This window comes from Shewanella sp. MM_2022_3, from assembly GCF_022557375.1.
Classification (GTDB): Bacteria; Pseudomonadota; Gammaproteobacteria; order Enterobacterales; family Shewanellaceae; genus Shewanella; species Shewanella xiamenensis.
In genome coordinates, this window is the sequence record NZ_JAKZGV010000008.1 from 43,463 (window position 1) to 70,068 (window position 26,606).

Here is a 26,606-nt window from a genome sequence, read left to right on the forward strand (position 1 = left end):
ACAGTAATGGGAGATAAAATCAGTTGATTTACACTATTACTGTCTAAAATCAATTGGCGCCAATCTTAGCAACAATTTACAGAAAATTGATCCTCAAAGCGTGGATATTCACTGATATCTTGATAAATCTGCAGTATGGGTGGGTAAAAGCTTGTCTAAACGGGAAAATTTTCAGGTATAAAAATAATTCATTCACAGGTATTGATACTGTATGATTGTACAGTATACTAGTCAGCAGATTACGACAAAGAGCCTCGCTTTTTGATCACCCGCTTTATTAAATTGAATATCACTTTTGACAGTACTGATGCTGTCTAGATGAGGGAACAGGAATGAAGGTCGATCCAAACAAAGAGAAAGCACTTGCTGCGGTATTGAGCCAAATTGAGAAGCAATTTGGTAAAGGCTCCATCATGAAGCTGGGCGAAGACCGCTCTATGGATGTTGAGACCATTTCTACTGGTTCTCTTTCCCTTGACGTTGCCCTCGGTGCGGGCGGCCTACCAATGGGCCGTATTGTTGAGATTTATGGCCCTGAATCATCAGGTAAGACAACTCTGACATTAGAAGTGATTGCAGCTGCTCAGCGCGAAGGTAAAACCTGTGCCTTTATCGATGCGGAGCACGCTCTCGATCCTATCTACGCGAAAAAGTTAGGTGTAGATATTGATAACTTATTGTGTTCACAACCCGATACCGGTGAACAAGCCCTTGAGATCTGTGATGCGTTAACCCGTTCTGGCGCGGTAGATGTGATCATCGTTGACTCGGTCGCGGCATTAACCCCCAAGGCAGAGATTGAGGGCGAAATCGGTGACTCACACATGGGCTTAGCGGCGCGTATGATGAGCCAAGCGATGCGTAAGTTAGCGGGTAACCTCAAGCAATCGAATACACTGTTAATCTTCATCAACCAAATTCGTATGAAGATTGGTGTGATGTTTGGTAACCCAGAAACCACAACGGGTGGTAATGCTCTGAAATTCTATGCTTCTGTTCGTTTAGATATTCGCCGTACTGGTGCTATCAAAGAAGGCGATGAAGTGGTTGGTAACGAGACTCGTGTCAAAGTGGTTAAAAACAAAGTGGCTGCACCATTTAAGCAGGCTGAGTTTCAAATCCTTTACGGTCAAGGTATCAACCGTACTGGCGAGTTAGTCGATTTAGGGGTAGCCCATAAACTGATTGAGAAAGCTGGTGCTTGGTATAGCTACAAGGGCGATAAAATTGGTCAAGGCCGTGCCAATGCGGGTAAATATTTGACTGAAAACCCAGCCATTGCCGCTGAAATCGATAAGACATTGCGTGAGTTATTATTGAGTAACCCAAGTGCACTGGCATCATCAGCATCCGATGATGATAATATCGAGGGGAATATTGATTTAGAAACAGGCGAAGTATTCTGAGCCAGTCTGCCCGTCAAATTGCGGTCGCGCTGTTAGCGCGCCGCGATTATTCCCGCCAAGAAATCCGCACAAAACTGCTCGAAAAAGGCTTTGAGGTCGCTGATATCGATCCTGTGCTTGATGATTGTGAAGCGTCAGGATTTATCAATGATAAGCGCTATGCCGAGCTTCTCGTTCGAAGCCACATTGCCCGTGGTCATGGACCAATACGCATTCGTCAAGCTATTGCTCAAAAGGGGCTGACTAAAGATTGTATCGAAGCTGCCTTATCTGCAAATGAGCATGATTGGTTTGAGTTGGCAAAAGCGAAAGCCATCAAAAAGTATACGGTCCCTAAAGTGTTTGAAGTAAAAGGCTCACTATCCCGCGAGCAAATTGCGAAAGAAAAAGCCAAACGAGTACGGTTTTTACTGAGCCAAGGCTTTAATTACGAACAAGTCACCTATGCCTTAGATTATGATCCTTTGGAAGATAATGATGACTAGGGCGTGTAGACGTTTCGAGATTAAATTTTATTCGTTCTGGCAAGTTCGTGCTCGCGAAACGAGGAATGATGTGTAGTTTACTCAAATGACGAGCGGCTCTTATGACAGAAAGTAAGAGCAAGGGCTTGCCAGACGAACCCTTCGGGCAGCATTTGGTTGGCTTTTCTGCCGCGTTATCGTCCGTTTATGTAGAATAACTACACAGCACGGACTTTGCCTTGCATAAAAGCCAGCCACATTGCTGCAAAAATAACCATGAAACGTCAACACGCCCTAATGTAATCATATAAACTTGCCCTGGTAAGTTTGTGCTTGTCATTCTTAACTCAGTTCATCTCCCTCGCAGAATTAGTCCTTTTTCACCACTTTCACCTTGGGTTGTTGTGATAAGCCCTGTATTAGATGAAAACTCATCGAAAATATTAGACTCCGAAGCGTGATATCGCTATTCAAGGCTGGTCGTCTTTCTTCAGTCTGCTTATAATGCTGGGCAAATAGAAATACGGCTACCTTATGGTGTAGCTGGTCATGCTTACCCAATTCAGGACGATTTCATGTATCAAACCACAGCAGCGCTTAGAAGTGCTTTCCTCGAATTTTTCCGCAGCAATGGTCACCAAGTTGTGGACAGTAGTTCTCTTGTACCAGGCAATGATCCCACGCTTTTATTCACCAATGCCGGTATGAACCAGTTCAAGGACGTGTTTCTTGGCATGGACAAACGTAGCTATACACGTGCGACCACAGCCCAACGCTGCGTCCGTGCGGGTGGTAAACACAACGATTTAGATAACGTTGGTTACACCGCGCGTCACCATACTTTCTTCGAAATGCTGGGTAATTTCAGCTTTGGTGATTACTTCAAAGAAGATGCGATTCGTTTTGGTTGGACCTTCCTGACTGAAGTATTGAAGCTACCAAAGGAGCGTCTGTGTGTAACTGTTTATCAAACAGATGATGAAGCCTTTGAAATTTGGAATAAAAAGATTGGTGTTGCTGCTGAAAACATCATTCGCATCGGCGATAACAAGGGCGCGCCATACGCTTCAGATAACTTCTGGCAAATGGGCGATACTGGTCCTTGTGGCCCTTGTACCGAAATTTTCTATGATCACGGCGACCACATTTGGGGTGGACGTCCTGGTAGCCCAGAGGAAGATGGCGACCGTTTCATCGAAATTTGGAACATCGTATTCATGCAATACAATCGCCAAGCCACTGGTGAAATGTTGCCGCTGCCAAAACCTTCAGTCGATACTGGTATGGGTATTGAGCGTATCGCTGCGATTATGCAGGGGGTTCATTCAAACTACGAAATCGATATTTTCCGCGCCTTGATCGCCAAAGCAGCCGAAATCATCGGCGTGACTGACTTATCTAACAAGTCACTGCGCGTTATTGCCGACCATATCCGTTCATGCGCCTTTTTAGTTGCCGATGGTGTAATGCCATCGAACGAAGGTCGTGGCTATGTGTTGCGCCGTATTATTCGCCGCGCCGTGCGTCATGGTAACAAGTTAGGGGCAACTGAAGCCTTCTTCTACAAGTTAGTTCCGACGCTAATCGAAGTGATGGGCGATGCCGCTAAAGGTCTTGCCGATACTCAAGTGATTGTTGAAAAAGCCCTTAAAGCTGAAGAAGAACAGTTTGCTCGTACGCTTGAGCGTGGTTTAGGCATTCTGGATAGTGCGTTAAACGAATTGCAGGGCGACACCTTAGACGGTGACACTGTCTTTAAACTGTACGATACCTATGGCTTCCCAGTGGATTTAACCGCCGACGTATGCCGTGAGCGCAACATTATCGTCGATGAAGCAGGTTTCGAAGTGGCAATGGCAGAACAACGTAGCCGCGCGCAAGCCGCGGGTAACTTCGGCGCCGATTACAATGCTGCATTGAAAATTGATGCTGAAACCGCATTCTGTGGTTACACAGAACTCACAGGCAATGCCAAAGTCACAGCACTTTACCTAAACGGTGAGTCAGTTTCTGCAATCAATGCGGGTGATGATGCCGTAGTCGTGCTCGATGTAACGCCTTTTTATGCTGAATCGGGAGGCCAAGTCGGTGACAAGGGTGTATTAGTAGCTCAAGGTATTGAGTTTGCTGTTAGCGATACGCAAAAGTTTGGCCAAGCTTCAGGCCACAAAGGGACCTTAATGGCTGGTAGCTTAAGCGTTGGTCAAGTGCTTGAAGCTAAAGTGGATAAAAAGCTACGTCACCGCACTCAGTTAAACCACTCTGTGACTCACTTATTACATGCTGCGCTGCGTCAAGTGTTGGGTACTCACGTTACTCAAAAAGGTTCGTTAGTTGACCCTGAGCGTTTACGTTTCGACTTTTCTCATTTCGAAGCAGTCAAACCTGCTGAGCTGAAACAGGTTGAAGAGTTAGTTAACACCCAAATTCGCCGCAACCATGAGCTGAAAGTCGCTGAAATGGCGATTGATGAAGCCAAAGAAAAAGGCGCTATGGCACTCTTTGGTGAGAAGTACGATGCTCAGGTGCGTGTTGTCACCATGGGCGATTTCTCTATCGAATTGTGTGGCGGTACCCATGTTGGCCGTACCGGTGACATTGGTCTGTTCAAAATTACCTCTGAAGGGGGTATCGCTGCGGGCGTTCGCCGTATCGAAGCGGTAACCGGCGCGGCAGCGATGGCCTATGTGGCACAGCAACAGGCACAACTTGAGGAAGCGGCAGCACTACTTAAAGGCGATACTCAATCCGTTGTGACCAAGCTTAAAGCCCAGCTGGATAAAATGAAGCAGCTTGAAAAAGACATGCAGCAACTGAAAGATAAGTTAGCTGCGGCAGCGAGTGCGGATTTAGCGGGTGATGCGGTTGTGGTTAATGGCGTTAACGTGCTGATTAAGAAGCTGGAAGGCGTTGAGGCGGGTGCACTGCGCGGCCTGCAAGATGAGTTAAAGCAAAAGCTGAAATCTGCCGTTATCCTGCTCGGTGTTGCTCAGGAAGGCAAAGTAAACCTTATCGCGGGTGTGAGCAATGACTTAGTTAGTAAAGTCAAAGCTGGTGAACTGGTTGCTATGGTTGCTGCACAAGTGGGCGGTAAAGGTGGTGGTCGCCCAGATATGGCTCAAGCGGGTGGTAGCCAACCAGAAAATCTGGATGCGGCTCTATCTCAAGTATTACCTTGGATTACTGAGCGTTTAGCTTAAGAGGTTGCTGTGCTCGAAAAACGAAAGCTTAGTGGTAGCAAGCTTTTTGTGAAGAAGTTTGGCGGCACCTCGGTGGGTTCGATTGAACGCATCGAAGTGGTTGCTGAGCAGATTGCAAAGTCCGCTCACAGTGGTGAGCTGCAAGTATTGGTCCTTTCTGCTATGGCAGGAGAGACAAATAGGCTATTTGCGCTTGCGGCGCAAATCGATCCCCGCGCAAGTGCGCGGGAACTCGATATGCTTGTCTCTACGGGTGAGCAAATCAGTATTGCGTTAATGGCGATGGCGTTGCAACGCCGCGGTATTAAGGCAAGATCCCTGACAGGCGATCAAGTGCAAATCCATACAAATAGCCAATTTGGTCGGGCGAGTATTGAAAGTGTTGATACGGAGTACTTAACCTCCTTGCTGGAACAAGGCATCGTGCCTATTGTGGCAGGATTTCAAGGGATCGATCCTAATGGCGATGTCACCACTTTAGGTCGTGGTGGTTCGGATACGACGGCTGTGGCGCTAGCGGCGGCGTTAAGAGCCGATGAGTGTCAAATATTTACCGATGTACCAGGCGTTTTTACGACAGACCCTAATATCGACAGCAGTGCTAGACGTCTCGATGTGATTGGTTTTGATGTCATGCTCGAAATGGCTAAGCTCGGTGCTAAGGTGCTTCATCCTGACTCGGTCGAATATGCACAACGGTTTAAAGTACCGCTGCGGGTGTTGTCGAGTTTTGAAGCTGGTCAGGGCACATTAATTCAATTTGGTGATGAGTCTGAGCTTGCGATGCCCGCATCCGTACAAGGAATAGCGATCAATAAGGCCTTAGCAACCTTGAGCATTGAAGGGTTATTTACCAGCAGTGAGCGTTATCAAGCCTTATTAGCCTGTTTGGCTCGGCTTGAGATAGACGTTGAGTTTATTACTCCTTTGAAATTGAATGAAACGTCACCAGCGGAGTCTGTCAGCTTTATGTTGGCCGAGACGAAAGTGGATGTTTTATTGCATGAGCTTGAAGTTTTAAGCGAAAGTCTTGATCTAGGCCAATTGAATGTTGAGCGTCAACGTGCAAAAGTGTCCTTAGTTGGCAAAGGTTTACAGGCAAAAGTTGGATTATTGACTAAGATGTTAGATGTATTGGGTAACGAAACAATCCATGCTAAGTTACTTTCGACATCGGAGAGTAAATTGTCAACTGTGATCGATGAAAGGGACTTACACAAGGCAGTTCGAGCGTTGCATCACGCATTCGAGCTAAATAAGGTGTAATTAAATAACTGTTTGAGTATTGAATACTATTAATTTGTACTCAGCTGACCCTATAATAAGCCCATCTACCGGATGAGTGCCGTGTGTAAGCTGAATTAAGACATAAAGGAGCTATCGAATGCTGATTTTGACTCGTCGTGTTGGCGAAACACTGATGATTGGTGATGAAGTCACAGTTACAGTGCTAGGGGTAAAAGGCAATCAAGTGCGTATCGGTGTGAATGCACCGAAAGAGGTTTCTGTTCACCGTGAAGAAATCTATCAACGCATTCAATCTGAAAAATCAGGTACGCCTTCAGAAGGCGGTAACTTTTAATACGAAGCTTATGCGAGTATTAGTCAGATAAAAAAGTCAGTTTTTAAACTGACTTTTTTATTTTTGAAACCGAAAGATTGGCGTAAATCAACACATTGGCTTGATATAACCGCAATGTGATTAAAAACAGTTCAAATGGAATCGGTTTCAGAAAAAGGGTTTGACTTATTTTCGTCAAACAGTAATATGTGCGCCAAGAAAACGGAGAGGTGGCCGAGTGGCCGAAGGCGCTCCCCTGCTAAGGGAGTATGGGCTTTATCTCCCATCGAGGGTTCGAATCCCTCCTTCTCCGCCATTTCTTACAAATAAAAAACTGCGCGTGTAGCTCAGCTGGATAGAGTACCTGGCTACGAACCAGGCGGTCGGAGGTTCGAATCCTTCCACGCGCACCATTTTTTATTGAAGCAAGATAGATACAAGTCGCGCATGTAGCTCAGCTGGATAGAGTACCTGGCTACGAACCAGGCGGTCGGAGGTTCGACTCCTTCCATGCGCACCAATTAGCTGACAGAGCAATTGCTTTGTTAGCAAAACGCAAAAATGCGCGTGTAGCTCAGCTGGATAGAGTACCTGGCTACGAACCAGGCGGTCGGAGGTTCGAATCCTTCCACGCGCACCATTTTAGTAAGCAATAGCTTACAAATGCAGATTTTGCGGAGAGGTGGCCGAGTGGCCGAAGGCGCTCCCCTGCTAAGGGAGTATGGGCTTTATCTCCCATCGAGGGTTCGAATCCCTCCTTCTCCGCCATTCTATTCCTAGTGAATAGATTTAATTTGCGAGACTTAAGTGCTTCTTCTAGACTAAAGTCTGTCGGTAAGGTAGCAACTTACCCAGTATTTAAGCGCGTGTAGCTCAGCTGGATAGAGTACCTGGCTACGAACCAGGCGGTCGGAGGTTCGAATCCTTCCACGCGCACCATTTACTTAGTTAGATTAGATGAGCCCTGCAAGTAATTGCAGGGCTTTTTTAATGGGATTTTTCTGGATTATATTGCTTCAATCCTTATCTCTTCTCGAGCTTTACGCCTTGATAACCCGTCTTTTACGCCACGTTATGCTTGTTGAAATGCCAACGCCTTAAGCGATGATGTTTATCGCTCTGGCTTGCTATTTTACGCGCGATAAAGAGATAGCAATAAGTGCTATCTGGGCTAGCAAGATCTGCCGTAAAAGAGAGAAGGGGAGATAAGCATGGAACAAGGGATCGATGAGCTTCTTTGGGTCTTAGGGGCGAGTTCTGAGAGAGGTTTGAAGAGTGTTAACGCGATTTAGGATGGAACAGGGGAAATAAAAAGGGCTGCAAAATACAGCCCTTTTTAGCGTAGATGTCGTGATTAGGCTTCTAGCTTAGCAAACTCGGCTTTTTGCTCTTTTAGTTTGTCCATATCACGGCTGAGATCGGCCATCTTAGCGCGCTCTTTATCAATTACGGCTGGCGGTGCTTTTGCCACGAAGCCTTCATTGGATAATTTGCCTTCGATACGGGCAATCTCTTGAGTCAGCTTTTCAAGCTGCTTGTCGATACGAGCCATTTCGGCCGCCACATCCACCAGGCCTGCCATCGGAATTAATAATTCCATTTCGCCAATCAGACCTGTGGTCGACATAGGCGCCGTTTCACCTTCGCCAAGAATCGTCATACTTTCTAAGCGCGCAAGCGTTGTGAAGAAGGCTTGGTTAGCTTCAACACGGGCTTTGTCTTGGGCACTCACGCCACGCAGTAGGGCATTTAATGGCTTAGAAGGCGCTATATTGAGCTCTGCACGGATATTACGAACCGCAACAATGACTTGCTTAACCCATTCGAGATCGGCCATCGCGGTCGCATCTACTTTGGCAGCATCATAGCTTGGGAATGGTGCCAGCATGATGGTGTCGCCTTGGGCGCCTGTCAGTGGTTTAACGCGTTGCCAGATGGTTTCAGTGATGTATGGCATCATTGGGTGCATCAGACGTTGCATCGCTTCTAACACATTGACCAGTGTATGGCGGGTGCCACGCATTTGCGCTTCATTGCCGTTTTGCAGCACTGGCTTAGTTAACTCTAAGTACCAATCGCAGAACTGGTTCCAAGTGAACTCGTACAGTGTGTTAGCAGCGAGGTCGAAGCGATAGTTTGCCATGTGGTCGTCATAGGTTTTTACGGTTTGGTTGAATAAACCGATGATCCAGCGATCCGCCAGCGACAATTCCATCTCACCACCTTGGTAGTCAGGAGAGTTCGGGCCGCAATCTTGGCCTTCGGTATTCATCAATACGTAACGTGATGCGTTCCAAAGCTTGTTACAGAAGCTGCGGTAACCGTCTAAACGCTTCATGTCCCAGTTGATATCACGGCCAGTTGAGGCCATTGCAGCTAGGGTAAAGCGCAGGGCATCAGTACCGTGGGCTTCGATACCATTTTCGAATTCTTTGCGGGTGCTCTTTTCGATCTTGGCGGCTAGTTGAGGTTGCATCATGTTGCCGGTGCGTTTTTCAACTAGGGCTTCTAGATCGATACCGTCAATCATATCCAATGGGTCAAGTACGTTGCCCTTAGATTTTGACATCTTGTTACCCGCTTCATCGCGGATAAGGCCTGTCACATAAACGGTTTTAAAGGGTACCTGTGGCTTACCGTCTTCATCTTTGATGAAGTGCATGGTCATCATGATCATACGGGCAACCCAGAAGAAGATGATGTCAAAACCCGTTACCAACACATCGGTTGGATGGAAGGTTTTTAAATCTTCAACATTGTCAGGCCAGCCTAAGGTTGAGAATGTCCACAGGGCTGAGCTGAACCAAGTATCCAGTACGTCTTCATCTTGGCGCAGGGCGATAGCATCATCGATATTGTGTTTAGTACGTACTTCAGCTTCGGTGCGGCCCACATAAACCTTACCATTCGCATCGTACCAAGCAGGGATGCGGTGACCCCACCATAATTGGCGAGAGATACACCAATCCTGAATGTCGCGCATCCAAGAGAAGTACATGTTTTCGTACTGCTGCGGCACAAACTTAATATCGCCATTTTCAACGGCTTCGATAGCGGTTTTGGCCATAGGCGCCACAGCTACGTACCATTGGTCGGTCAGCATCGGCTCAATAACTACGCCTGAGCGGTCACCGTAGGGCACTTTTAGGCCGTGTGGCGCGATTTTTTCGAGCAGACCTAAGGTTTCAAACTCTGCCACGATTGCATCACGGGCTTTGAAACGATCTAAACCTGCGAAACGCTCAGGTAGGCTGCCATCTAAGGTGGTGTTGATGGTGCCATCGGTATTGACGACTTCGGCTGATGCGCGAATGGCCGCATCTAAGGTCAACACGTTGAACATGGGCAGCTTATGGCGCTTACCAACTTCATAGTCATTAAAGTCGTGGGCAGGGGTGATTTTCACGCAACCTGTACCAAAAGCCATGTCCACATAGTCATCGGCAACGATTGGGATGCGACGATTAACGATAGGCAGCAGAATAAATTTGCCGATCAGTGCTTGATAACGCTCATCGTCTGGATGAACTGCAACCGCGCTATCGCCTAACATAGTTTCTGGACGCGTGGTGGCGACTTCGAGGTAATCTTTACCGTCAGCAGTCAGTTCGCCATCGGCTAATGGATAACGCAGATGCCACATGTGGCCTTGCTTTTCTTTGTTTTCCACTTCGAGATCAGAAATCGCGGTATGCAGCTTGGGATCCCAGTTTACTAAGCGTTTACCACGGTAAATCAAATCATCTTCATAGAGACGGACAAACACTTCTTGAACGGCTTTAGACAAGCCTTCGTCCATGGTAAAACGCTCACGGTCCCAATCCACAGAGGCGCCCATACGACGTAGCTGCTTAGTGATGGTGCCGCCCGATTGCGCTTTCCATTCCCAGACTTTTTCCATAAAAGCATCGCGGCCAAGATCATGGCGGCTCTTGCCTTCTTCGGCTTCAAGCTTACGCTCAACCAGCATTTGAGTCGCAATACCCGCATGGTCAGTACCGACTTGCCACAGGGTGTTTTTACCCTTCATACGTTGGTAGCGGATCAGGGTATCCATGATGGTATCTTGGAAAGCGTGACCCATGTGCAGACTGCCCGTCACATTGGGCGGTGGGATCATGATGCAATAGTTGCCCTGTGAGGCATCGCCGTGGGGCTTAAAGTAACCTTGCTCTTCCCAGTTTTGGTAAAGAGTCTGCTCAATGGACTGAGGATCGTATGTTTTTTCCATGGGAACGTATCTGTCTCAAGCTAAATTAAGTGGATGTGTTGCTAAATTTTGGGTTGTTAATTCAATCCCTAAGCCACGATATTGGCGGTAGCGTTCACGTGCTATCGCCTTATGTTGGTCGTCATTAGCTACAAAATCGAAGATTTGACCAAAGTTTACCGCAAATGGCGGTACTTGGTCTGCAAGATTAATCAGAAGTTGACGACTTTTGTTAGGTCCAAGTCGATCAAAACCGATTTCAACGGGGGAACCCGTGGTTGGGCCTTCACCTTTGAGGTTATGGGGGACAAATGCACTGGGTTCAAACTGCCATAGTAACTCGTCGATTTCGAAGGCGATGTTCTTGTCCTGACAGTGAATATAGACCTGCTGCTGGTTTATAAATCCCTGTTGGGCCAAGCGGCAAGCCAATTGATACATGTCACTAAAGGCCGTGTTCACGCCCATCGGCGGCAGTAGATAAAACAGCGCTTGAGTCATGATTTCAATGCCTTGCTTTGAGTTATGGATGAACGGGTAAGTCTACACTAAAACTCGAGCTGGGTTAACGCTTAGCTCTGGGGTTTTTAGCGGTAGATTAAGCTACGGGGGACTGGTGTTTCACTTAAACAGTTACTGTGCGAAATGTGCATTAGCTTAAGAACAAGCTTGATACTAAGTGCTTAAGTAAATGGTTGAACGACTATGGAGTATAAAAGCAAAGCGCACCCGAAGGTGCGCTGGTTGAAAGACTGGTCAAACAAACTATTCCTCCTAGGTTATTGAGCATTGTTATTAAAGGATTCATTGACGCTTTGTGAATAAACAAACAGATATTGCATTAGATTTGTTTATTCAGCATGTTAACTCACTTTTCAACTTACAACTTTAGCTTACATTTTCACTTACGATTACACTTTAGAACATAGATAAAGAAATCTGGCCGATATTAGTACTCAAAAAGGTACTGGGTATTTTGCTGTTAAGCAGCTCGCCTTGTTCCGTGTTATCTAAATTCTTTTTACTCACTATTTGTAATATGCCCACTTGCTCATATTACCGATAACGCTATTAACCTCCTCATATTGTTTGACTGTTAAGAAGCTAATTCACCTAAAGTGGCTTTTCATGGTACCTATGTGGCTCTATTGCTAACGTCCTCCTCTTGGTTGTTACATTTGGGCTTGAAGAGTGTGTAAGACTTAAACTGGCAATATGATGTAGTAGGTTACTCCTTAATGATCGACTCGTGTGTTAACACCCATTAGTGCGTTTGTCGTTAGTTGTTGGTCATCGGTTTGTACTTTTAGTAACCTCGCATCTCATTTGATAATCAGATGGGAAACGCATAAACATTACAGCTTGGCGTTACCGAATTTATGTGGCTGTTTTAATGCTTTATGTGACTACCTGTGTCACTGTTTTTGAGTGTGAGTTTTGTATGGCGGCGTACTCCTTCTTGTGGTGGTATTAAATGCTATTAAGCTGAAATTCACATCACTTCGATTCTGCTGTCACTTAGTAAAGTGTAGTAGTTATTTAAAGGTTCACACTCTTTTTACTGGCCATTAGGATGGCCTATCAAACTTTTGCTAAAAAATGTGACCTATTAAACCTTATCTACTTTTATGCTCTCGAAGTGATGTGGTCTCGCACTACATCGAGTAACTTAAGCTGCATCTTCCTCCTCGTAATCATCCTCGACATTAATAGCCTCTTCGGGATGAGCAATGGATGTAAAACGTTGTGCTTCAGGTTTGTGGGTTAATCGATTGAGTTGCTTCTCTAATTTTTGGCCCATAGCAGTGATAGCTGCATAAAGATTATCGTGTTTAGCTTGAGCAAAAAGTTCTCCATTTGGGATGCCAACCGACGCTTCAATTTTGAAACCAGGTTTCTCCTCGGTAATAATGACATGGGGATTAATCAACTGCACATCATGTCTAGAAAGTTTCTCCAAACGGCTTTCAATGCGTTCACGGATTGGGGCAGTTACTTCTAATTGCTTGCTCGTAATCTTTAGCATATGTCGAACCTTCTATTTATTTTCTTCAGTTTCAGATTACCAATCTACACCTTTAAAAACGAGATCTAAATCACATTTTTTGTCCGGTTAGATACTGTTCGTTGGATATTTGATCGCTTAGACAAATCTCGGTGATTCTTAGCCAAAAAGGCTTGTATTGGCTATCAGAACAGGCCATATTTGATGGGATAACTCTGCAGTCTTTCCTATCATTTACCTATCTTTACTTTAAGTTTTTCATTAGATTCCGATAAAATACCTTCACTTATTTCATTGTTTCGTCGAGTGGCAGGTATTATGGAAACCGAACATATCAAAGTTAAGGTCTGGGATTTACCCATACGCTTTTTTCACTGGGGCATGGTGGCCCTAATGGCCTTATTGTGGTGGAGCGCCGAAGTGGGCGAAATGCAATGGCACCAGATCTTTGCTTATAGTCTGTTGATTTTGATTGGCTTTCGTCTTTTGTGGGGCTTAATTGGCAGTGATACAGCCAGATTTAGCCACTTCGTGCACCACCCTAGGGTTGTGTTTGAGTATTTAAACGAAGTTCGATCAAAGGGCGTGTCTGTGGTATTAGGACATAATCCGATGGGCGGTTATATGGTGATTGTGTTGATTGCCATTATTAGCTTACAGCTAATTACTGGACTGTTTGCTACGGATGATGTTTTTACCGAAGGTCCGCTATACAGCTATGTGAGTGCTGATACGGGTTCGTTTCTCACTTGGTTACATAAGATGAATTTTAACCTGATCTTAGCCTTAACTGCCGTGCATGTGTTGGCAGTTATTGTGCACGCGCTTAAAGGTGACAAGTTAATAGGTGCAATGGTTAGCGGTTACAAGCGTGTATCTAAGCTTGAATACGCAAAGTTAGAGTCTCCGTTGGTTTTTAAATCACTGTGGCTGGCATTAATTCTGCTGTTAATTATCGCAGGGGTTGTATTTACTTATTTGATGTGGCCTGTAGTGCAAGTGCTTTAGCGGATGCTTAGGAGTAAAAAGCCTGCATATTGCAGGCTTTTTACAAGAGATTACGAGAACATTAATCTTTTTTGTAAACGTCATGGCAGCCTTTACAGCTCTTGCCAGTATCCATAAAGGCTTGCTTGATTTCAGCTTGGTCACCTTTTTGAGCAACAGTCGCTAAAATTGCAGCATTTTCTTGGAAGGTTTTCATCTTAGCGTCAAAGTCAGCCTTGTCTTGCCATACTTTGGCTAGGGCTTCGGTATCGCCTTTATCTGAACCTTCAATAAAGCCTTCGAAAGGGATGTGTGAAAGCGCAGCGACATTTTTTGCGCGCATCGCAAAGGTTTCAGCATCGAAAGGCTTTTTACCTTTCATCATGGCGCCCATATCACCAAAGTTATAAGCAATTAAGCTGAATCCAGATTGGCGATATTGAATCGCATCTTTTGCATCTTCAAAATTGTGTGCTTGAGCAGTTGAAGCCAATAAGGTACCGGCAACGAGAGTTAGGAGTAATTTTTTCATCGTATTCTCACAAATTAGCGTCGAAGTGTGACATTGCTCTGCTATTGTACACAAATTAACTCAATGTACTAGAAGCAAATTTGTCAGTTTTTGTCTAGATAAGAGGGATAAACGTAACAAGTTATTTGCCGGCAGAGTAAATCTGCTAAACTGCCGTTGTAATGCTTAAACAATACTTATGGGGCGATTATGCGAGCCAATTGGGACTTAGTATTAGAAAAAATTTTGAGCCATGGGAATTATGAAGAGCTGTCGGTATTGTTTCATTTATTGCTGACCGAGGAAGAGCGCAGCGCTATTGCCGGTCGGCTAAAAGTCTTCCAGCTATTGCTAAATGGAGAAATGAGCCAGAGACAAATTGCTGCCGAGTATCAGGTGAGTATTGCGACTATTACCCGTTGTTCTAACTATTTAAAGAATATGGCACCCAGCCATAGGGATAAAATCCAACAGCTTATCAGTTAATTATTTGGGCTCCATTGGACTAGATATTTGATTAAAACTGGGGAGTTGTCGGTATTTTATGTCGGCGGTGGATGGAGCGTCTAACGAGAATATAAAAACTATAACTGAGTAACATAATGGCCAACAAAGGATAAAGATTTTTAGGGAAAAATTTAAAAATAGCTAAGGCAGAAAAGAGATAAATAAAAGGCAATAAATCGTAAATTGTCTTAGGTAGATATCCAGATTTTCGGCGTTTTACAGGATCGGTTCGGCGATTTTGAGAACGTAAATTGTAAATTCTGGCGCCCAAAACAAACACAACAAGAGCAGCAATCAGCGCATAATCAGGTTCTAGCAGCATAAAGCTTAAACAGCCTAGTACCATATAGCCAAAGGGTAAAACTTCATATACTGGTTTTGCTAACATATGCACTCCGTTGCGTGATGTTTATATCGATTTGAAAATATTGTTTTTTTTAGCTGAAAATGCTGTTTGATTTTAAACTTCCCTATTTACCTGCTGATTATAATCATTTGGCGATAAAAAAAGCACCTCCTTATTTAAGGAAGTGCTTTTTTATCAGCTCCTCTGGGAGGGCTATTAGGCTTGTGAACCTACATTAGCCGCGGCAGCCGCAGCCACCGTTGCCATCACATCCCGCTTTAGGTGTGTCACAAGCTTCGTGATCATGGTCATGGTGGTGATGCCCATGGTCATCAGAACCCCCGCAGCAGCCACCAACATCATGACCTGAGCCACCACAGCATCCGCCGCCATGGTCATGTTCATGGCTGTGTCCATGACTGCCACATCCGCCGTGTGCATGAATATGTCCATGGGCAATTTCTTCAGCTGTCGCTTCACGTACATCGATGACTTCAATGTTAAAGCTGAGTGCTTGGCCTGCTAATGGATGGTTGCCATCAACAATCACAACATCATCTTTAACTTCGATGACTTGAACTGGACGCTGGCCCATTTCGGTTTCTGCAATAAAGCGCATACCTGGCACGATGTCTTCGATATCACCGAATGCTTCTAATGGTACTGCCTGGCGAAGGCCATCATGGTACGGACCATAGGCCTCTTCGGCACTGATCGTCACGTCCAGTTTTTCGCCCTTAATTTTACCTTCTAATGCGGCTTCTAATCCTGGGATTAGGTTTTCTGTACCATGCAGATACAACATTGGTTCGGCATCAAAAGAGTCTTCTAAAAGTCTGCCTTCTTGATCTGATAAACGGTAATGAATGGTTACCGCGCTGTGTTGGGTGATCTTCATATCGCCTCCGGTTCGGAATGTGCGCGCATAATAACGCGCTTTTAGGGTGCTGGCGATAATTTGAAGTTGCTTATGTTAGATATCGCACAGCTTTTTGTGAGTTCGATTTACTGAGATTAAGGACGATACAAAAGATGAATTGTGGTTTTTTATGAGTTGCCCTTTGTTATGTGCGGAAACAGACTGAAATGCTTTAATTTTCGAATGATGAAAAAATATCATTATAAATTATTTATTTTTTAATAGGTTAAATTGATTGTAATTGTCTGGCATTACGTTTACGTAAACAGTTTTATATTGATGAAAACGTATTTTTAGCCTATGAAAACTTGATATTTATTAATCTTGAATCACTAATTTACTCAAGTGAAAGATTTGTGCATAAATAATCCAGTTTGGGGGTTGACAAGGTTAGGTGAAAAAGGCAATTCTGTTTAACATCACATTGACATAGATAAGTCTAAACGTATGCATAGCCTTGGTTTCGTAGTAATTACCATTATTACAACCACCACTACAACCAGAGTGGGGGCGGGCTGATACACCCTAAAGAATTTTAACGACGAGCCCGCTTCCCACAAAGAAGCGGGCTTTTTTGTTTTTAGCTTATGTTTCTTAGTCGGGCGCGGTACAGGAGATCAAGATGAAAGTGATGAAATTTGGTGGTACCTCGCTTGCAAATTGGCAGCGATTTTCAATGGCGGCGGATATTGTTGCCAAGGCAGCGAAAGCTGAGCCGGTCGCGACAGTGCTCTCTGCGCCTGCAACAGTGACAAACGCTCTGCTAGAAATGGTCGATGTGGCGGTGAAAGGGGAAGATTATTCACCAGTCATTCAACACGTTGAGCGGGTGTTTACCTCGCTCTATCAGGATGCGGTTAGTTCTGGACTCTCTAGTAGCCAGAGCGAAGTGCTGTTCGCCGGACTAAGCGCGCAGCTTGCACGTTGGCAGGACAGATTACGCGGTATTACGCTGTTGCAGGAATGCCCAGACGGGGTGCGCGCCGAGATCGTGGTTGCGGGTGAGCGTTTGTCTGCTGCGTTGATGGAGCAAGTCATGCTGGCAAAAGGCATTACTTCGGCGCAGCTAGACCCACGTGAACTATTTTTAGGCCGTGGTCGTCCGCTAGAATCCGTGGTCGATATTGCCGTCAGCAAACCGCGATTCAAAAATCTTGCCCTCGATGAGAAGCGGGTTTGGGTGATGCCCGGCTTTACCGCCGCCGATGAAGACGGCAAGGTTGTGACCTTAGGCCGTAACGGTTCTGATTACTCTGCTGCCGTGCTGGCCGCTTGTTTAGATGCTTCAAGCTGCGAGATTTGGACCGACGTTGACGGCGTATACAATACCGATCCTCGGGTTGTTACCGATGCTAAGTTGTTGTCACAGCTCAGTTATCAAGAGGCGATGGAGCTGTCTTACTTTGGGGCTAAGGTGCTGCATCCTAAAACCATTGCACCTATCGCCCAGTTCCACATCCCCTGTTATATCAAAAACAGCTTTAATCCCGATGCGCCCGGCACTCTGGTATCGAATCAGGCCGATCAGAGCGGCTTGCAGGTGAAGGCCATTTCTAATTTGGATAATCAAACCATGTTTGATGTATCAGGCCCTGGTATGAAGGGCATGGTCGGTATGGCGAGCCGCACACTGGCGGCGATTTCCCGTAGCGGTGTTTCTGTGTCACTCATCACCCAGAGTTCTTGCGAATACAGCATCAGCTTTTGTGTGGCGACCAGTGAGTCCGCCAAGGTGAAATCGGCGCTAGAGCAAGAGTTTGAGTTAGAAATTAAAAGTGACTTGCTAGAACCGATTGCAATGCGCCATGACTTAGCAATCGTCTCCTTGATCGGTGATGGTATGCGTACCCATAAGGGTGTGGCGGCGCGGTTCTTCCAAGCCTTAGCGCAGGCGAGTGTGAATATCATCGCGATTGCCCAAGGCTCCTCCGAGCGCTCTATTTCAACGGTGATCGAACAACGTAAGACCAAACATGCTGTAGCCGCCTGTCATCAAGGCTTTTTCGATGTGCAGCAGTATTTAGATGTGTTTTTAGTGGGTTGCGGTAACGTTGGCGCAGGCTTACTGGAGCAGATCAAACAACAGGCGAGCGTGCTAAAAGAGCAGCACATTAGCATCCGTGTCTGCGGTATTGTCAATTCAAGCAAAATGTTACTCGATAGTGCGGGTATTGATTTAAACAATTGGCAAAACCTGCTTGCCGATAGCCAGCAGCCAAGCGATATACCTGCGCTATTGGCGTGGGTGAAAGAGCAACAGTTATTAAACCCTGTGCTGGTGGATTGTACTTCAAGCGATCAAGTATCGAACCAGTATTTAGAGGTGATGAACGCGGGCATGCACGTGGTGACGCCGAATAAAAAGGCTAACACTCGCGATTATGCCTATTACCAAGCTTTGCGTCAAACAGCATTAAAGCAACGTCGGCAGTTTCTGTATGAGACCAACGTGGGCGCAGGATTACCCGTTATCGATAACTTGAAAAAACTGTTATTCGCCGGTGATAAATTGCACAAGTTTAATGGCATTTTGTCAGGCTCCTTATCCTTTATCTTCGGTAAACTCGATGAGGGTATGTCACTTTCTGAGGCGACTAAACTGGCGCGGGAAAAATGCTTTACCGAGCCCGATCCCCGTGATGATTTAAGTGGTATGGATGTGGCGCGTAAAGTGCTGATTTTGGCCCGTGAAGTGGGTTTGAAACTTGAGCTAAGTGATATCGTTGTCGACTCAGTCTTGCCCGCAGGTTTTGATGATTCAGGCGATGTGGAAAGTTTTATGGCGCGTTTACCCGAGGCCGATGCTGCGATTGCGGCGCGAGTGGCGGAGGCGAAAGCGCAGGGTAAAGTGCTGCGTTATGTCGGGCAGATTGAAGAAGGCGCGTGCTATGTGCGTATCACCGAAGTCGATGCAACCGATCCGCTCTATAGCGTAAAAGGCGGTGAAAATGCCTTGGCATTCTACAGCCGTTATTATCAGCCGATTCCCTTTGTGTTGCGTGGATATGGTGCGGGCACAGAAGTGACTGCGGCAGGTGCCTTTGCCGATGTATTAAGAACCTTAAATTGGACTCGTGAGGTGAGTGTATGAGTTTGACCGTTTACGCTCCCGCCTCTATGGGTAATGTGGGTGTGGGTTTTGATTTATTGGGCGCAGCACTTGCGCCCATCGATGGCAGTTTACTGGGCGATAGAGTCACGATTGCGGCAGCGGATGCTGGGGTGAGCCTCACTCAAGTGGGAGCGTGGGCGCATAAGTTACCCAGCAATCCCGAGGAGAATATCGTCCATCAATGCGCGGTGTTTTTCTTAAAAGCCCTTGGGAAAGAAAACCAAGGCGTGGCATTAACCCTAGAAAAAAACTTGCCCGTCGGCAGTGGCTTAGGTTCGAGCGCCAGTTCTGTGGTTGCAGCGCTTTACGCGCTTAACGAGCATTTTGAGCGTCCATACGATAAGCAAGCGCTACTCGAACTCATGGGCGAGTTTGAGGGCAAGATCAGCGGTAGCGTGCATTACGACAACGTCGCGCCCTGTTATCTGGGCGGCATGCAGCTGATGCTCAATGTGCCCGGCGCTATCTGTGAGCCGATTCCCAGTTTTAAACAATGGTATTGGGTGGTGGCGTATCCTGGAATTTCACTCTCAACGGCCATGATGCGTAAACTCATGCCAGAACAATACGATAAGTCCGTGGCCATCGATTTTGGGCGTTATTTGAGTGCCTTTGTACACGCCTCTTATCAGCAAAACGCCAAGCTTGCGATTCAAGTCTTGAAGGATGTGCTGGCCGAACCTTACCGCGCGGCGGCGATACCGGGTTATGACAATGCTAGGGCGGCGCTCGCCGAATTAGGCATGTTAACTACTGGCATCTCGGGCAGCGGGCCAACGCTGTTTTCGGTGACAGACGTTCTTGCGACCGCTAACGCCGCCAAGGCGTGGTTGGAGGCTCATTATCTGACCGAAGCGGGGGGCTTTGCCCATGTGTGCCGTCTCGATGAGCAAGGTACGCGTCGAGTCGATTAATTTTCTTACTTTTAAAAGCATTAAGCCCAAGCCTTAAAAGCTTGGCACTGATAAGGTCGAGTGAGCATGGAACTATATAATTTAAAACACCCTTCGCAGAAAGTGAGCTTTAAGGAAGCGGTGCAATTAGGACTTGGTAAAGACAGAGGGCTGTTTTTTCCTACTCAAATCCCAGTGTTGCACGACATCGAGGCGCTGCTGGCGATGCCTTTTGTCGAGCGCAGTAAAAAAGTGCTCGGCGCTTGGCTTGCCTCAGAGCTTGGACAAGACGCGGTAGATAAACTGGTCGAGCGTGCCTTTAATTTCGATTTGCCCTTGGTGGCGGTCGATGACCAGCGCTCGTGCCTTGAGCTTTTCCATGGGCCAACTTTAGCATTCAAGGATTTTGGTGCGCGCTTTATGGCGCAATGCATCAATGCCTTTGCCCATGACTCGCGCTTAACCATTCTAACCGCGACCTCGGGTGACACTGGGGCGGCAGTGGCCGATGCTTTTTATGGTCTAGATAAAGTCAATGTTGTGGTGCTTTATCCTAAGGGCAAAATCAGTGAGCTACAGGAAAAAATGTTCACTACTTTAGGCAAGAACATCCACACAGTCGCGGTTGAGTCAGATTTCGATGCCTGCCAGCACTTAGTCAAACAGGCATTTGAAGATAGCGATGTGCGTGATGGTTTGCATTTAAACTCAGCTAACTCTATCAACATCAGTCGCTTACTGGCACAGATTTGTTATTACTTCGAAGCGGTTGCTCAGTCAAAACAGCGTCATGAGGCCGCTCCTGTGATTGCCGTGCCCAGTGGTAATTTTGGTAATCTCACCGCGGGTTTGTTTGCTAAAGCCATGGGGTTACCCGTTAAACGTTTTATTGCTGCTACTAATGCGAATGACACAGTGCCACGCTATTTAGAGAGTGGCGATTGGCAGCCTAATCCCACTCAAGCCACTATGTCCAATGCGATGGATGTGAGTGAGCCAAGCAACTGGCCGCGCGTTGAAGCTATTTGCGAGAAACTCGGTTGGCCATTGGCAGACTTAGTGGGGATTCGCCTGTCAGAGGTGCAAACCTCGGAGGCGTTAGCAGATCTTTATGCTAAAGGTTATGTATCTGAGCCGCATGCAGCGATTGCGGCTAAAGCGTTAACCATTAACTTAGTGCCTGATGAAGTAGGGATATTTTTAGGTACGGCCCATCCCGCTAAGTTTAAGGATGTGGTCGACAGGGAGCTTGCCCTTAACTTACCCCTTCCGCCTGAATTAAAAGTGGTAGAGCACAAAACAATATTATCGGCTGAATTAGCAGCTGATTTTGCCCAGCTAAAAAACCATTTATTTGCGGTATTAAACTAGGGTGTGTTGACGTTTCGTGATTAAATTTTGTTCGTTCTGGCAAGCTCATGCTCGCGAAGCGAGGAATGAAGTGTAGTTATTCTACTCAAATGACAAATGACAAATGACAAATGACAAGTGACAAGTGACAAGTGACAAGTGACAAGTGACAAAGAGCAAGTGCTTGCCAGACGAACCCTTTGGGGAGCACTTGGCTGAAGTTTCTGCTGCGTTATCGTCCGTTTATGTAGAATGCTACACAGCACTGACTTTGCCTTGCATAAACATCAGCCAAATTGCTGCAAAAATAACCCTGAAACGTCAACTCGCCCTAATCTTTTAAACGACGATAAACACTAACTAGATGAAATACAAAGGGAGTCGTTTGACTCCTTTTGTATAGATGTTTTTATTATTGTTCACGCTAGTTCGACCAATGGACTGTACTGAGCAACTTGATGGCATCAAGTTGGGATGCCGACTAAGCTTAGATCGAGTCATAAATAAGCCGTAGTAGCTTACATAGCATTAAGCCGTAAAAACTGAGTATTAAGCCGTAAAATCATCGAAGAATAACTCGCGACGGGGCAACGATAATGCCAAAGTGCATTTTTCAGTTTAGCCATATCTTGCTGTTATATATTTTTATTTTCCCCGCTTGGAGTGTTCCATCCGAAGCGAATGCTTCCGCTTGTTCGAATCCCATTAAAGTCGGTTATAACGATTGGCCTCCCTATGCCTGGCAAGATATGCAGGGGGATGCTCAAGGACTGGATGTTGAATTACTGCGTGCGTTTGCTGAGTTTTTGGGATGTGAGATTAACTTTATCAATGTCCCTGCGAAGCGTTCACATCAAATGCTGAAAAGTGGCTCACTAGATATAATGATGGGTGCTACAAAAACCGTCGAGCGTGAAGAATATTCATTTTTTTCAGATCCCTACCGTGATGAAGAAGTGCGCTTATTCGTATTAGATGAAAACAAAGACAATGTTAAGTTAGAACGATGGCAGGATATTTTTACTCAAAAGTTGCGGCTCTTAGTGCCAATCAGTGGTTGGTATGGTGCGGATTATGAGAACACACGAGAACGTTTAGCACTGGAAAACTTATTGATACTGAGTCCTGATGTCGACAAATCAGTGCAAATGCTCACTTATGACAGAGCGGATCTGATGATTGGGGATGCTATAGCGATGCCCTATATTGCAAGTCAACACCAAGGGATCAGGTTATCAGCACTTAAACCGATATTGGACCATAATCCGATACACTTAATGCTTAGTAAGCAGAGTATGTCTCCCCTACAGTTAGCGCAATTTAATCGTGCCATTAAGGCGTTAACAATCAATGGTGAAATTGCGCGAATTGTCTATAAGTGGCAGCAAATTTCGCTGGCACAGCAATCGAAAATCAGCAATCAACATGGTCCATTTTATCGCTTGTATGCTGGGTTATTAACGTTTGATATAGCAAGATAAGCGCTATTCTAATGAGTATGCAAAATGGTAAGTCTATGACACATTTGCTAAAACATCTCTTATTTTAAGTTACTGCTCTCTCTATCAATTTCTGCTAGCTTGTTGGGTTACTGGGTTAGACTTTGGGTCATTATTGGTGAATTTTGCCCACTTGAAAGTCCATTGGTAACAATAACAATAGGATAGAGATTACACATGAAACTTCGTCACTCCGTTGCCTGCTGCATGCTCGCCCTTGGCACTTTGTCTGCAGCGCAGGTATTTGCAGCACAATCGACTAGCAATCAAGGTTATTACCGCGCGCCAGCGTTGCATGACCAGACCTTAGTGTTTACCGCTGAAGGGGACCTGTGGACGCAAACCCTAGGCCAAAAGGCGGCGATGCGCTTGACTACCTTGCCAGCTGAAGAACTGGGCGCGGCAATGTCTGCCGATGGTAAATGGGTGGCCTATGTGGCCAATTACGAAGGTGCGAGTGAGGTCTATGTTATTCCTGTGACGGGCGGTGTTGCAAAACGAGTGAGTTTTGAAAATAGCCGAGTGCGAGTGCAAGGGTGGACCAGTAAAGGAGAGGTGCTTTATTCCACCGACACTGGCTTTGGCCCCGCGAATAATTGGATGCTGCGTCTTGTCAATCCCGAGAGCTTAACCACAACCGATCTGCCCTTAGCCGATGCGGTGGAAGGGGTGATCGATGCCAATAATCAGTATGTCTATTTTACCCGTTTCGGCCTGCAGGTGACGGGCGATAATGCAAAGGTATATCGCGGCGGCGCTAAGGGCGAATTATGGCGCTTTAAACTGGGTGGTAAAGACGAGGCACAATTACTTAGCAAGCAGCACCAAGGCTCGGTCCGCCAACCTATGCTATGGCAAGACAGACTCTATTTTATTAGCGATAGCGATGGTAACGACAATCTCTGGTCAATGGCGCTTGATGGCAGTGATGCTAAACAGTTGACTCAGTATAAAGATTGGCAAATGCGCGCTGCCCGCATGGATCAAGGTAAAGTGGTGTTCCAGCAGGGCGCAGATATTCATGTTTTTGATATCGCCTCCGCTAAAGACTCATTATTAGATATTGAATTAACCTCCGATTTTGCCCAACGTCGCGAACATTGGGTAAAAGATCCGATGGATTATGCTACCTCCGCTAATCTTGCCCTTGCTGGCGATAAAGTGGTGATTACCGCCCGCAGTCATGTGGCGATTGCTGGGACTGATGGCTCGCGGTTAGTGCAAGTCGCGCTTCCTGGCACTTATCGTGTACGCAATGCCATTCTGAGTCAGGACGGCAAGTCGGTTTACGCCATCAGCGATATGAGCGGCCAACAGGAAATTTGGCAATTTCCTGCCGATGGTAGCAGTGGTGCTAAACAGCTTACTAAAGATGGTCATACTTTTAGAATGTCGCTGAGTCAGTCAAGCGATGGTCGTTATCTTGCCCATGACGATAACGACGGTAATGTGTGGCTATTGGATTTAAAGAAAAATACAAACCAAAAAATCATCAGCAACGGTGAGGGACTCGGTCCATACGCTGATATTCGCTGGTCGGCTGACAGTCGTTTTATTGCGCTAACCAAAGCTGAAATCGGCAAGCAAAGACCACAAATCGTACTCTATTCGGTGGATGAGAATAAGGCCCAAGCACTCACCAGTGACAAGTATGAATCCTATTCACCGACTTTTAGTAGTGATGGCCAGTGGTTATATTTCCTCTCCAATCGCCAGTTTACTGCAACACCAAGCTCACCGTGGGGCGACCGCAATATGGGGCCAGTGTTTGATAAACGCAGCCAGATTTTTGCGATTGCCTTAGTAAAGAATGCCAAGTTCCCCTTCAGTAAACCAACGGAATTAGTGGCAAAGGCGGCAGAAAACGCTGACTCAAAAGATAAACCAACGCCTGTAAAAATTGATTGGGCGGGAATTAGCGAGCGTTTATGGCAAGTACCTGTTGATTCGGGTAATTACAGCCAGCTATCCGCCATTGATGGTCGTTTGTATGTACTCGACCAAGCGATTGGTGACGAAAGCCAACCTAATCTCATGACAGTTAAGTTCACTGAACAGCGCCCTAAAGTCGAAGTGTTTGCTGAAGATGTGGCTAACTACAGTGTCTCTGCTGATGGTCAAAAGTTGTTGCTGCGTAAACAAAGTGATGAAAAGTCGCTGATGATTGTTGATGTGGGCGAGAAACTCGGCGATACCGACAATGCCAAGGTACAGACTGACCAATGGCAATTAGCGATTTCGCCAAGCTTAGAATGGCAACAAATGTTTGAAGATGCGTGGTTAATGCATAGAGATTCCTTCTTCGATAAAAAAATGCGCGGTCTCGATTGGCAGGCAACCAAGGCTAAGTACCAACCATTACTCGCACGTTTAACGGATCGTAATGAGCTAAACGATATCTTTATGCAGATGATGGGCGAGTTAGATTCGTTGCACTCGCAGGTGCGTGGTGGTGATTTGCCGAAGGACCCTGACGCGGCGAAGGGCGCGAGTTTAGGCGCTCGATTACAGCAAACTAGCGATGGGGTGAAAATTGCCCACATTTATCGAAATGATCCTGAACTGCCGAGCCAAGCATCACCTTTGAGCCGTATCGAAGTCGATGCGAAAGAAGGCGATGTGCTACTCGCCATCAATGGCACGCCGGTGGGGAATGTGGCTGATGTGACCCGCTTATTGCGTAATCAACAGGATAAGCAAGTGTTACTGGAGCTTAAACGTGGTAGCCAAAGCCATAAAACCGTAGTGATGCCTGTGAGCACTCTGGTCGATGGCCAATTACGTTATTTAGATTGGGTCAACCATAATGCGGAGGTCGTGACCAAGGCGAGCCAGGGCAAGATGGGTTATCTGCACTTATATGCCATGGGCGGCGGCGATATTGAGAGCTTCGCCCGTGAGTTTTACACCAATTATGACAAAGACGGTCTGATTATCGACGTTCGCCGTAACCGTGGTGGCAATATTGATAGTTGGATTATCGAAAAACTGTTACGCCGCGCTTGGGCATTTTGGCAGCCAACCCATGGCACGCCTAATACCAATATGCAGCAAACTTTCCGTGGGCATTTAGTGGTGTTAACCGACGAGCTGACTTACTCAGATGGTGAAACCTTCTCGGCGGGGATCAAGGCGCTGGGGATTGCTCCGCTCATCGGTAAGCAAACGGCGGGCGCTGGCGTGTGGTTATCGGGTCGTAACTCACTCACAGATAAAGGGATGGCGCGGGTCGCCGAATATCCGCAATATGCGATGGATGGTCGCTGGGTACTCGAAGGTCATGGTGTAACACCGGATATCGAGGTGGATAACTTACCCTTTGCGACCTTTAACGGCCACGATGCACAGCTCGAAACCGCCATTAGCTATCTTAAGGATGAATTGATTAAGCAGCCTATTCCCGCATTGAAGGCGCAACCTATGCCAGCGAAAGGTATGGCGGAAGATATAAAGGCTAAGTAGTTGGCTTAACGTAAATTTTTAACCGAAATTTAAGCTAATTCAGCTAAGCTGAGTCTGTTCAATGTTAGGGCGTGGTCTTGTAGTTCCCAAGACCACGCCCATTTTTTTGCCTATAGATTTGGTGCTGGTTAACGGTTTATCGTTATTTTTGCGGCAGGTCTATCTGCATGAACT

Annotated in this window: 18 protein-coding genes and 6 tRNA genes; 18 read left to right on the plus strand and 6 right to left on the minus strand. The window is 46.2% G+C overall.

The window, feature by feature from the left end; translation table 11 throughout:
• Nucleotides 1–332: 332 nt before the first annotated feature.
• The 11 genes from recA (at nucleotide 333) to MMG82_RS07065 (ending at nucleotide 7,570) form a co-directional block, all read left to right on the plus strand.
• A complete protein-coding gene (gene recA, locus MMG82_RS07015; RefSeq protein ID WP_037420979.1) occupies nucleotides 333–1,406 on the plus strand; it encodes a recombinase RecA in 1,074 nt (357 codons plus the stop codon).
• 74 nt (nucleotides 1,407–1,480) lie between these two features.
• A complete protein-coding gene (locus MMG82_RS07020; RefSeq protein WP_055648572.1) occupies nucleotides 1,481–1,891 on the plus strand; it encodes a regulatory protein RecX in 411 nt (136 codons plus the stop codon).
• Nucleotides 1,892–2,445: 554 nt separating this feature from the next.
• Nucleotides 2,446–5,070, plus strand: a complete 2,625-nt coding sequence (alaS, locus tag MMG82_RS07025; protein WP_241406670.1) for an alanine--tRNA ligase — start codon at nucleotides 2,446–2,448, stop codon at nucleotides 5,068–5,070.
• Between the two features lie 9 nt (nucleotides 5,071–5,079).
• Nucleotides 5,080–6,336, plus strand: a complete 1,257-nt coding sequence (locus tag MMG82_RS07030) for an aspartate kinase (RefSeq protein WP_037426201.1) — start codon at nucleotides 5,080–5,082, stop codon at nucleotides 6,334–6,336.
• A 118-nt stretch (nucleotides 6,337–6,454) separates the two neighbouring features.
• Nucleotides 6,455–6,652, plus strand: coding sequence for a carbon storage regulator CsrA (csrA, locus tag MMG82_RS07035; RefSeq protein ID WP_006082602.1), 198 nt, complete (start codon nucleotides 6,455–6,457; stop codon nucleotides 6,650–6,652).
• Nucleotides 6,653–6,855: 203 nt separating this feature from the next.
• Nucleotides 6,856–6,947, plus strand: a tRNA-Ser gene (locus MMG82_RS07040).
• Nucleotides 6,948–6,967: 20 nt separating this feature from the next.
• A tRNA-Arg gene (locus MMG82_RS07045) sits at nucleotides 6,968–7,044 on the plus strand.
• Nucleotides 7,045–7,074: 30 nt separating this feature from the next.
• Nucleotides 7,075–7,151: transfer RNA gene (locus MMG82_RS07050), tRNA-Arg, on the plus strand.
• A 43-nt stretch (nucleotides 7,152–7,194) separates the two neighbouring features.
• Nucleotides 7,195–7,271: transfer RNA gene (locus tag MMG82_RS07055), tRNA-Arg, on the plus strand.
• Between the two features lie 36 nt (nucleotides 7,272–7,307).
• Nucleotides 7,308–7,399: transfer RNA gene (locus MMG82_RS07060), tRNA-Ser, on the plus strand.
• A 94-nt stretch (nucleotides 7,400–7,493) separates the two neighbouring features.
• Nucleotides 7,494–7,570 (plus strand) — tRNA-Arg (locus MMG82_RS07065).
• Nucleotides 7,571–7,985: 415 nt separating this feature from the next.
• Here the strand turns inward: MMG82_RS07065 and MMG82_RS07070 are convergent.
• The 3 genes from MMG82_RS07070 to raiA all read right to left on the minus strand — a co-directional run bounded on the left by MMG82_RS07070 (nucleotide 7,986) and on the right by raiA (nucleotide 12,867).
• Complete coding sequence (locus MMG82_RS07070) at nucleotides 7,986–10,862, minus strand: valine--tRNA ligase (RefSeq protein ID WP_172591417.1); 2,877 nt, start codon at nucleotides 10,860–10,862, stop codon at nucleotides 7,986–7,988.
• Between the two features lie 15 nt (nucleotides 10,863–10,877).
• Entirely contained in the window at nucleotides 10,878–11,342 is a 465-nt protein-coding gene (locus tag MMG82_RS07075) for a DNA polymerase III subunit chi (RefSeq protein ID WP_037420941.1), read from the minus strand.
• A gap of 1,168 nt (nucleotides 11,343–12,510) precedes the next feature.
• A complete protein-coding gene (raiA, locus tag MMG82_RS07080; RefSeq protein ID WP_037420938.1) occupies nucleotides 12,511–12,867 on the minus strand; it encodes a ribosome-associated translation inhibitor RaiA in 357 nt (118 codons plus the stop codon).
• A gap of 297 nt (nucleotides 12,868–13,164) precedes the next feature.
• Between raiA and MMG82_RS07085 the strand changes: the two genes are divergently transcribed.
• On the plus strand, nucleotides 13,165–13,854 hold the full coding sequence (locus MMG82_RS07085; protein ID WP_047534806.1) for a cytochrome b/b6 domain-containing protein: 690 nt from the start codon (nucleotides 13,165–13,167) through the stop codon (nucleotides 13,852–13,854).
• A gap of 61 nt (nucleotides 13,855–13,915) precedes the next feature.
• Here the strand turns inward: MMG82_RS07085 and MMG82_RS07090 are convergent, their stop codons facing one another.
• Complete coding sequence (locus tag MMG82_RS07090) at nucleotides 13,916–14,365, minus strand: cytochrome c (protein WP_037420929.1); 450 nt, start codon at nucleotides 14,363–14,365, stop codon at nucleotides 13,916–13,918.
• A 189-nt stretch (nucleotides 14,366–14,554) separates the two neighbouring features.
• On the opposite strand from MMG82_RS07090, the gene trpR reads away from it, so the two are divergent.
• The gene (gene trpR, locus MMG82_RS07095) at nucleotides 14,555–14,830 is read left to right on the plus strand and encodes a trp operon repressor (RefSeq protein WP_011073277.1); all 276 of its coding nucleotides are present in this window, start codon (nucleotides 14,555–14,557) and stop codon (nucleotides 14,828–14,830) included.
• Between the two features lie 31 nt (nucleotides 14,831–14,861).
• Here the strand turns inward: trpR and MMG82_RS07100 are convergent, their stop codons facing one another.
• A complete protein-coding gene (locus MMG82_RS07100) occupies nucleotides 14,862–15,239 on the minus strand; it encodes a hypothetical protein (RefSeq protein ID WP_037420926.1) in 378 nt (125 codons plus the stop codon).
• 193 nt (nucleotides 15,240–15,432) lie between these two features.
• Nucleotides 15,433–16,095 (minus strand): peptidylprolyl isomerase, encoded by a 663-nt coding sequence (gene slyD, locus MMG82_RS07105; protein WP_047534808.1) that lies wholly within the window; start codon nucleotides 16,093–16,095, stop codon nucleotides 15,433–15,435.
• 643 nt (nucleotides 16,096–16,738) lie between these two features.
• Between slyD and thrA the strand changes: the two genes are divergently transcribed.
• The 5 genes from thrA to MMG82_RS07130 all read left to right on the plus strand — a co-directional run bounded on the left by thrA (nucleotide 16,739) and on the right by MMG82_RS07130 (nucleotide 26,432).
• On the plus strand, nucleotides 16,739–19,207 hold the full coding sequence (gene thrA / locus MMG82_RS07110; RefSeq protein ID WP_047534811.1) for a bifunctional aspartate kinase/homoserine dehydrogenase I: 2,469 nt from the start codon (nucleotides 16,739–16,741) through the stop codon (nucleotides 19,205–19,207).
• Nucleotides 19,204–20,142, plus strand: a complete 939-nt coding sequence (gene thrB, locus MMG82_RS07115) for a homoserine kinase (protein WP_047534814.1) — start codon at nucleotides 19,204–19,206, stop codon at nucleotides 20,140–20,142. Before thrA ends, thrB begins: the two co-directional genes overlap by 4 nt.
• A 66-nt stretch (nucleotides 20,143–20,208) precedes the next feature.
• A complete protein-coding gene (thrC, locus tag MMG82_RS07120) occupies nucleotides 20,209–21,492 on the plus strand; it encodes a threonine synthase (protein WP_047534817.1) in 1,284 nt (427 codons plus the stop codon).
• Between the two features lie 575 nt (nucleotides 21,493–22,067).
• On the plus strand, nucleotides 22,068–22,952 hold the full coding sequence (locus MMG82_RS07125) for a transporter substrate-binding domain-containing protein (RefSeq protein ID WP_047534818.1): 885 nt from the start codon (nucleotides 22,068–22,070) through the stop codon (nucleotides 22,950–22,952).
• Nucleotides 22,953–23,147: 195 nt separating this feature from the next.
• Entirely contained in the window at nucleotides 23,148–26,432 is a 3,285-nt protein-coding gene (locus MMG82_RS07130; protein ID WP_047534821.1) for a S41 family peptidase, read from the plus strand.
• The last annotated feature ends 174 nt before the right edge of the window (nucleotides 26,433–26,606 follow it).

Excerpts from the sequence above, each read along its gene's own strand:
- recA (WP_037420979.1), top strand. The coding sequence starts at position 333 with ATGAAGGTCGATCCAAACAAAGAGAAAGCACTTGCTGCGGTATTGAGC.
- alaS (WP_241406670.1), top strand. The coding sequence starts at position 2,446 with ATGTATCAAACCACAGCAGCGCTTAGAAGTGCTTTCCTCGAATTTTTC.
- csrA (WP_006082602.1), top strand. The coding sequence starts at position 6,455 with ATGCTGATTTTGACTCGTCGTGTTGGCGAAACACTGATGATTGGTGAT.
- MMG82_RS07070 (WP_172591417.1), bottom strand. The coding sequence starts at position 10,862 with ATGGAAAAAACATACGATCCTCAGTCCATTGAGCAGACTCTTTACCAA.
- MMG82_RS07075 (WP_037420941.1), bottom strand. The coding sequence starts at position 11,342 with ATGACTCAAGCGCTGTTTTATCTACTGCCGCCGATGGGCGTGAACACG.
- raiA (WP_037420938.1), bottom strand. The coding sequence starts at position 12,867 with ATGCTAAAGATTACGAGCAAGCAATTAGAAGTAACTGCCCCAATCCGT.
- MMG82_RS07085 (WP_047534806.1), top strand. The coding sequence starts at position 13,165 with ATGGAAACCGAACATATCAAAGTTAAGGTCTGGGATTTACCCATACGC.
- MMG82_RS07090 (WP_037420929.1), bottom strand. The coding sequence starts at position 14,365 with ATGAAAAAATTACTCCTAACTCTCGTTGCCGGTACCTTATTGGCTTCA.
- trpR (WP_011073277.1), top strand. The coding sequence starts at position 14,555 with ATGCGAGCCAATTGGGACTTAGTATTAGAAAAAATTTTGAGCCATGGG.
- MMG82_RS07100 (WP_037420926.1), bottom strand. The coding sequence starts at position 15,239 with ATGTTAGCAAAACCAGTATATGAAGTTTTACCCTTTGGCTATATGGTA.
- slyD (WP_047534808.1), bottom strand. The coding sequence starts at position 16,095 with ATGAAGATCACCCAACACAGCGCGGTAACCATTCATTACCGTTTATCA.
- thrA (WP_047534811.1), top strand. The coding sequence starts at position 16,739 with ATGAAAGTGATGAAATTTGGTGGTACCTCGCTTGCAAATTGGCAGCGA.
- thrB (WP_047534814.1), top strand. The coding sequence starts at position 19,204 with ATGAGTTTGACCGTTTACGCTCCCGCCTCTATGGGTAATGTGGGTGTG.
- thrC (WP_047534817.1), top strand. The coding sequence starts at position 20,209 with ATGGAACTATATAATTTAAAACACCCTTCGCAGAAAGTGAGCTTTAAG.
- MMG82_RS07125 (WP_047534818.1), top strand. The coding sequence starts at position 22,068 with ATGCCAAAGTGCATTTTTCAGTTTAGCCATATCTTGCTGTTATATATT.
- MMG82_RS07130 (WP_047534821.1), top strand. The coding sequence starts at position 23,148 with ATGAAACTTCGTCACTCCGTTGCCTGCTGCATGCTCGCCCTTGGCACT.